Annotated in this window: 11 protein-coding genes; 5 read left to right on the top strand and 6 right to left on the bottom strand. The window is 63.3% G+C overall.

Going from position 1 to position 6,311, the window contains the following annotated elements:
• The 3 genes from JOY90_RS37025 to hemB all read right to left on the bottom strand — a co-directional run.
• A partial coding sequence (locus JOY90_RS37025; protein ID WP_291696034.1) for an arginyltransferase occupies positions 1 to 502 on the bottom strand: 502 nt, incomplete at its 3' end.
• Between the two features lie 112 nt (positions 503 to 614).
• Complete coding sequence (locus JOY90_RS37020) at positions 615 to 1,166, bottom strand: RDD family protein (RefSeq protein WP_291696033.1); 552 nt, start codon at positions 1,164 to 1,166, stop codon at positions 615 to 617.
• Positions 1,167 to 1,274: 108 nt separating this feature from the next.
• On the bottom strand, positions 1,275 to 2,336 hold the full coding sequence (gene hemB / locus JOY90_RS37015; protein ID WP_291696032.1) for a porphobilinogen synthase: 1,062 nt from the start codon (positions 2,334 to 2,336) through the stop codon (positions 1,275 to 1,277).
• Positions 2,337 to 2,535: 199 nt separating this feature from the next.
• Here hemB and JOY90_RS37010 point away from each other — a divergent pair, with 199 nt between their 5' ends.
• The 5 genes from JOY90_RS37010 to JOY90_RS36990 all read left to right on the top strand — a co-directional run bounded on the left by JOY90_RS37010 (position 2,536) and on the right by JOY90_RS36990 (position 4,991).
• Complete coding sequence (locus JOY90_RS37010) at positions 2,536 to 2,994, top strand: DUF6163 family protein (RefSeq protein ID WP_291696031.1); 459 nt, start codon at positions 2,536 to 2,538, stop codon at positions 2,992 to 2,994.
• Between the two features lie 345 nt (positions 2,995 to 3,339).
• Positions 3,340 to 3,855: a MarR family winged helix-turn-helix transcriptional regulator gene (locus JOY90_RS37005; RefSeq protein WP_291696030.1), complete on the top strand. Its 516-nt coding sequence runs from the start codon at positions 3,340 to 3,342 to the stop codon at positions 3,853 to 3,855.
• 235 nt (positions 3,856 to 4,090) lie between these two features.
• On the top strand, positions 4,091 to 4,315 hold the full coding sequence (locus tag JOY90_RS37000; RefSeq protein WP_291696029.1) for a hypothetical protein: 225 nt from the start codon (positions 4,091 to 4,093) through the stop codon (positions 4,313 to 4,315).
• Positions 4,316 to 4,334: 19 nt separating this feature from the next.
• Complete coding sequence (locus JOY90_RS36995; protein ID WP_291696035.1) at positions 4,335 to 4,556, top strand: hypothetical protein; 222 nt, start codon at positions 4,335 to 4,337, stop codon at positions 4,554 to 4,556.
• 192 nt (positions 4,557 to 4,748) lie between these two features.
• Complete coding sequence (locus tag JOY90_RS36990) at positions 4,749 to 4,991, top strand: hypothetical protein (protein ID WP_291696028.1); 243 nt, start codon at positions 4,749 to 4,751, stop codon at positions 4,989 to 4,991.
• A 113-nt stretch (positions 4,992 to 5,104) separates the two neighbouring features.
• Here JOY90_RS36990 and JOY90_RS36985 read toward each other — a convergent pair whose 3' ends face one another.
• From JOY90_RS36985 to JOY90_RS36975, 3 genes are all read right to left on the bottom strand, one after another.
• Complete coding sequence (locus JOY90_RS36985) at positions 5,105 to 5,305, bottom strand: hypothetical protein (protein ID WP_291696027.1); 201 nt, start codon at positions 5,303 to 5,305, stop codon at positions 5,105 to 5,107.
• A 285-nt stretch (positions 5,306 to 5,590) separates the two neighbouring features.
• Positions 5,591 to 5,836 (bottom strand): transcriptional regulator, encoded by a 246-nt coding sequence (locus tag JOY90_RS36980; protein WP_291696026.1) that lies wholly within the window; start codon positions 5,834 to 5,836, stop codon positions 5,591 to 5,593.
• 98 nt (positions 5,837 to 5,934) lie between these two features.
• Complete coding sequence (locus JOY90_RS36975) at positions 5,935 to 6,144, bottom strand: cold-shock protein (RefSeq protein WP_291696025.1); 210 nt, start codon at positions 6,142 to 6,144, stop codon at positions 5,935 to 5,937.
• Positions 6,145 to 6,311: the final 167 nt, after the last annotated feature.

The following is a 6,311-nucleotide window of genomic DNA, read 5'->3' as shown; positions in this document are numbered from 1 at the left end:
ACCCGTCGCCGAGCACGTCGGTCAGCGCCATCGCGACCAGCGCGCCGGCGCAACGGTACTCGACGACGCGGGTCTCGACGTGGCTGTCCTCGACCATCATGGCGTAGTCGAGCACCGTCATGTCGGCCATGCCGCCATGGCGATGGCGGGCATCGAGATAGGCGCGGAAGATCGAATACTGCTCGGAGGTCGGTACCGCGCTGCGCTGCTCGCCGATGATGTCGGCGTTGCGGGCCATGATCTTGCGGAAATTACGGGACGGTCGGAACTCGTTCGCCACCACGCGCACGGAGACGCAGGCCCGGCACTGGTCGCAGGCGGGCCGATACGCGATCGACTGGCTGCGGCGGAAGCCGCCATGGGTCAGCAAGTCATTGAGATCGCCGGCCTTGTCACCAACCAGATGCGTGAACACCTTGCGCTCATGTCGCCCGGGCAAATAGGGGCAGGGCGAGGGCGCCGTCAGGTAGAACTGCGGGGTGTCACGCGAATGCTGGGTCAAGGGAAGTCCGTCGGCCTCCGGTCCGGAGTGGGGCAGGCAGCATCGCGCCGCCAAGGCGAGTGGTCAAGCAGGCGGATGGTCAAGCTGACGCTCGATCGGTTTGCGCCGCGCATCAATAGGTCCGCGCCGGCTGACCCACGGGGACACGGATCGAATTGTTGATGACCACGGTTCCCAGGAGGAAGTCGTGCAGCAGGCGGTGGCGGACGTTGAACAGCCCGATCAGGAGCACGAACGGCGAGAACACCGAGATCGAGATCCAGAACACTACCGCGTGAATGGCGCCGAGCAGGAAATAGCAGGGCGCGCCATACCAGGTGCGCATCTCCAGGTCCATCAGCCGCATGCCGATCGTGGCCGAATGGGGGCTGCCCAGCGTCGCGCCGTAATAGACCAGCGCCCAGATCACCGAGGCCGGCGAAACCAGCCAGAACAGCGCCCAGCCGAGGCCCAGGGTGATCAGCCCGAACACGGCAATGAACACGATCGCGAGCGCGATCGGCACGCAGATCATGACGATGTCGATCGCGAATGCGATCACCCGCCGCATCAGCACGCCGCGGAACAGCTCCGGCTCCTGATAGGGATCGAACGCATGCGGCCGCACATCGGGTCCATCCGGATTGCCCCGGCCGCCCGCCGGTCCTGAACCAGGATCTGACATGATCCATCCTCCGTTGCCGGAATCACATGGGAACCGTCCGGGCCGGCGCAAGGCCTCACCCGGACAGGGACAACGCAATTTTCAGGCGATTCTACGGTCGAACGGATTTCAACCCTGGGTTTGCAGCTTTTCGGCGACCTGAGGTGCGAAATAGCTGAGCACGCCGTCGGCGCCGGCGCGCCTGAAGGCCAAGAGGCTCTCCATCATCGCCTTCTCGCCGTCGATCCAGCCATTGTTGGCGGCGGCCGCGATCATCGCGTATTCGCCGGACACCTGATAGGCGAAGGTCGGTACCGCAAAAGTGTCCTTCACCCGGCGCACGATGTCGAGATAGGGCATGCCCGGCTTGACCATGACCATGTCGGCGCCCTCGGCGAGGTCGAGCTCGACCTCCCGCAGCGCCTCGTCGGAATTGGCGCTGTCCATCTGGTAGGTGCGCTTGTCGCCGGTCAGCGTCTTGGCCGAGCCGACCGCGTCGCGGAACGGGCCATAGAAGGCGGAGGCGTATTTGGCCGCATAGGCCATGATCTGCACGTCGTGGAAACCTGCGCCGTCGAGCGCCTCGCGGATCGCGCCGACGCGGCCGTCCATCATGTCCGAGGGCGCGATGATGTCGCAGCCGGCCTCGGCCTGCACCAGCGCCTGCCGCACCAGCACCGCGACCGTCTCGTCGTTGAGGATGCGGCCGTCCTCGAGCAGGCCGTCATGGCCATGGCTGGTGTAGGGATCGAGCGCGACGTCGCAGAGCACCCCGAGCCCGGGAAACTCCTTCTTGATCGCGCGCACCGATTTGCACACGAGATTGTCGGCGTTGAGCGCTTCGGTGCCCTCGGCATCGCGCAAGGCGGGATCGGTGTAGGGGAAGAGGGCGAGGCAGGGGATGTCGAGCTTCATCGCGCGCTCGGCGTCGCGCACCACCTGGTCGACGCTGAGCCGCTCGACGCCGGGCATCGAGGCGATCTGGGCGCGCGCGTTGTGGCCGTCGAACACGAACAGGGGCCAGATCAGGTCGTTGGTGGTCAGCACGTTCTCGCGCACCAGCCGCCGCGCCCATTCCGCCTTGCGGTTGCGGCGGGGCCGGACCGTCAGTGCGAGCGGGGACGTCGCCGCCGTGGTCGCCGGCCGCGACACGTCGCGCATTTCGATCGGACGGCCGAATTTGATCGCCATGGAATTGCCTCGTTTGAGCCGGGACGGGATGATCGGTGCGCTGGGATTATTTCAATTCTAGCGGTTCGGCTAGCCCTCATCACTTGACCTTCCGCAAGGGGCTGGCCGGCAGGATTGATTTTGCGCTGCCGCAGGGCCATGACTTCGAAGCCCGAATCCCGGAAAAGCGACGACCGTGACCGAATGATGAGCCGCTGCCATGCCTGACACCTCATCGCGCGAACGGGCGCGCAACGGCGCGCTGTGGGCGGCGATGACCTCCGAGCGGATCGAGCGCGACGAGAACGTCTGGACGTGGCGGCTCGTGCTGTTCCTGCGGGCGATGGCGGTGCTGTCGATCCTGCAGGGTCTCTATCACTGGGCACAGGTCACCGGATTCGTCGGCGGCGAGGAGGAGGCGTTCGAGAGCCAGCCGATCGCCTGGCAGGCGGCAACGGTGTATTTCGCGGTCATCGAGCTCGTCGCCGCCGTCGGGCTGTGGCTCGCGACCCCCTGGGGCGCAGTGGTGTGGCTCACCACCGTGGTGTCGATGGCGGTGATCGAGCTGATGTTTCCCGGCATCTATGGCGGCAGCCTCATCGTGGTCGGCGTCGAGGCAGTGATGCTTGCGGCCTATCTCGTGCTGGCCTGGATGGCGGCACGCGAGCGGCCACCGTAGTGATCCCGCTCGCGGAAAAAGCTTTAAGCAAATTGTCGCGGTAGGCTTCGATTGACCTTCATCCCGCCACACCCGTTACACCGGCCTTTCGATTTGATCGGCGGCTGTTTTGGAATGCGACAGGGCATGCAGACGAAGCGTGAACATCGGGCGCGAAGTCTCAATGGAAAGTTGCCGAAAGTGCTTGCGTTACAGGCTTAATCGGCGATTCACCGTCTGAGATTCACGATCTCTTTATTCTCTTATTTAAGCTGATCTTCAAACCGGCCCCTTTAAGTTGGCGCTATCAGACGGGACAAAAGTTTCGTCGAATAAGTCGATAAAATCGACGACAGGGGAAGTGTCATGATCAAAGCCGTTGCGACGGCGGCGGAAGCCGCCGAGCGCGCGCCGGGACAAGCGCCGGTGCAGCCGCTCTACCTCGAAGCGTTGACCTTGGTGGAGCGGCTGCATCGCCGCCTCCTCGACGTCATCAAGGATGAATTCGACCGCCGTGGCCGCTCCGACATCAACTCGGTGCAGGCGCTGCTGCTCTACAACATCGGCGACAAGGAGCTGACCGCGGGCGAGCTGCGCACGCGCGGCTACTATCTCGGCTCCAACGTCTCCTACAACCTGAAGAAGCTGGTCGAGCTCGGTTTCCTCGACCATCAGCGCTCCCGCGTCGACCGCCGCTCGGTGCGCATCCGCCTGACGCCGCAGGGCCAGGAGATCCGCCGCATCGTCGAGGCGCTCTACCAGAAGCACGTCAAGACGGTGGAGCAGGTCGGCGGCATCTCCGGCGACGAGTTCGCGACGCTCAACAAGTCGCTGCATCGGCTCGAGCGGTTCTGGACCGACCAGATCCTGTACCGGCTCTGAGATCAAAGAGCGCGCATGATCCGGAAAAGCAGGCACCGGTTTTCCGAGCAGGATCATGCGCAATCAGATAGGTCCGCAGCCGGCGAGCTTGAAAGACCGGCGGGCCTTTTCCGCAAGACCCTTCCTTGGGCGCATCCGTCGATTCGTCGGCGGTGCGCTGTTGTTTTTGCGCTTCCGGATGGGAACTTGTTCCCGTTTCCGCGCTTATCCTCACCGAAGCAGAGGATGGTGGACCATGCTGGTCGAGCGCGGTGTGCGGGCGATGAATGTCGGAGTCGTGGGCGACGCCTACGCCATCGCCGCGAACTATCTGCGCCGCACCGGCGCCATTCCCAACGATTTCGTCACCAACGACCGGCTGCTCGAGATCATCGTGCAGCTTTTTCATCGCGGTGAACTGAACAAGCTTCGGCTCGCCAACAAGGCGATCGCCCGGTTCGAGGCCACCCAGGTCGGGTGACGTCATGCCAGAGGACTCCATGGAAGCCGCCATCGATCGCATCATGCAGACCTATGATCTCTTGATGAACCGCACCGCCGCTGCCAGCGCCGACGCCCGCGCCAAGGTGACCGAATACGTCAACATGCTGTTCGAGGCCGGCGAGCGCGACATGCATCGGCTGACCGTTTGCGGCCTGACCTATCTGCGCCAGCTCGACGGCAGCAACGATCCGGTGAAGGCGGGCTATACCGGGCTTTGAGCCCCGCCGGCCGACGCGCCGCTGCGGATCGCGGGCGCATCTCGCGGGCGATCGCATGGGAGACAAGGACGGGCCAACTTCGCTGGCTTTCTATCTTGTCCCCGTATAGTGTGCGCCATCACTGATCGTGAAACGCGGCGTCAGTGGCTGAGAGACGTCTTCGTGCTCCCGCCGTCATAGGGGAGCAGCAGCATGAACGCCATCATTTATCCGATTCATCTTCGTCGTCAGTTCGAGCAGCGTTGGGCGGCCAGGATGGTCCGTAACGAGCGCAGCCGTTCGCCACCGGAAGGCACCGCCACCTGCGTCTGCGGCCATACCGTCGTCGCTCCCATCGGCTCGACCTACGCGCCGAGTGAGGTCGTCAACCTCTGGGAATGTCCGGCTTGTGGCAAACGCTGGGAAACGGCGGCGCCCGGGCATGGCGAGGCTTAGCGGAGCAAGGCAGCGGTAGCCTGCCATCTTCCCGTCAGTCCCGTGAAGGTCTGTCCGACAATCACTTTCGCTGATTTTTACTGAGCGAAATCGTGCGATGATCTCGGTCGAGATCAGGAGGAAGTCTTTTGTTCGCGAGCGGATCCGCGGGCGGCCGCCTCTCGCGCCAACCGCTCGGCCTTGAGCCGCTCGCGATTTTCGTGAAAGGCTTGCTGCATTCTTGCGTAATCCGTATCCGTCTTTTTCGGCGGTGTTGGCTTGAATGCCTTGCGGGCTTCGAGCACGGCGCGGCTCACTTGTGTTCGTTCGGACATTTGGCGCTCCATCTGGAAAAATGCCGGCGCCTCTGCCTTGTCTTCTGTTCGTGGCGACTTGCGCCTCAGACGTCGGCGCTTGCCGTGAGAGAAGGTTATGGAGGAGGCTGTTGCGGCTCGGTGCCGCCGGCATCCGGATCAGGACGGCCCCGACCGTCTTCGATCGGTGACGCCGATCTCAAGCTAACGGCCCTTCGTGCAATTGGTTTCAATCGCAGGTCAGGCGAGGCGCATTTACCCGTCGCCGAAAATCGAGCGTCGGCCGGTTCGGCGCGATGCCGTCTTTCAGGAGTTCGGGCGGGGCTTTTTGCGTTTCTTCCCTGGACCGCCGGGGAGGGCCGTCTGTGCGTCCGTCGCCTGGGCTTCCCTGGCCGTCCTCAGGGCACGAAGGCGTTCCATGTTCTTGCGAACCGCGATGGCCTGCTGTTCGATCTCCGCCATCGCTCGCGCACCTTCCTCGAGCGACAAACGCTGCCGGTTGGCTCGCGCGATGCGTTCGGGCGATGGTTCAGCCGATTTCCTGCTCACCATCTTTTCCAGTCCGAATTTGCGAAGGTACAGGCCCGCTCAATCGCGTGATCGAGCGGGCCGACGCCATTTCAGTACATCCGTGAAATGACGTTGCTGTCTCAGGCAAGCGACAGATTTTCCGCGCTGACCTTGCCGCGCATCTTGTCGGCCTTGATCTCGAAGTTGACCTTCTGCCCCTCGGCGAGACCCGGCAGGCCGGCCCGCTCGACGGCGCTCACGTGCACGAACACGTCGTTTCCGCCATCGGTCGGCTGAATGAAGCCAAAACCCTTCTGGCCGTTGAACCATTTGACGATACCTGTCGGCATTCTTCTCTCCAAAGCGCATGTCGCGTGACCATCACGCGATTCCATTCAACTGGTCGATGTCTTTGGGAAGGAGCCGGCAGGCGCATTCAAAAAGGCACAGCGGCTAATCGAATGCCCATCATGTAAGTGACTTTGTGGTCAATAGCAAGAGGCGAAGACGAAGACCT

Source organism: Bradyrhizobium sp., assembly GCF_019242285.1.
Lineage (GTDB): Bacteria > Pseudomonadota > Alphaproteobacteria > Rhizobiales > Xanthobacteraceae > Bradyrhizobium.
The sequence above is the reverse complement of the archived record's forward strand: the minus strand, read 5'-3'. Positions and strand labels throughout refer to the sequence as shown.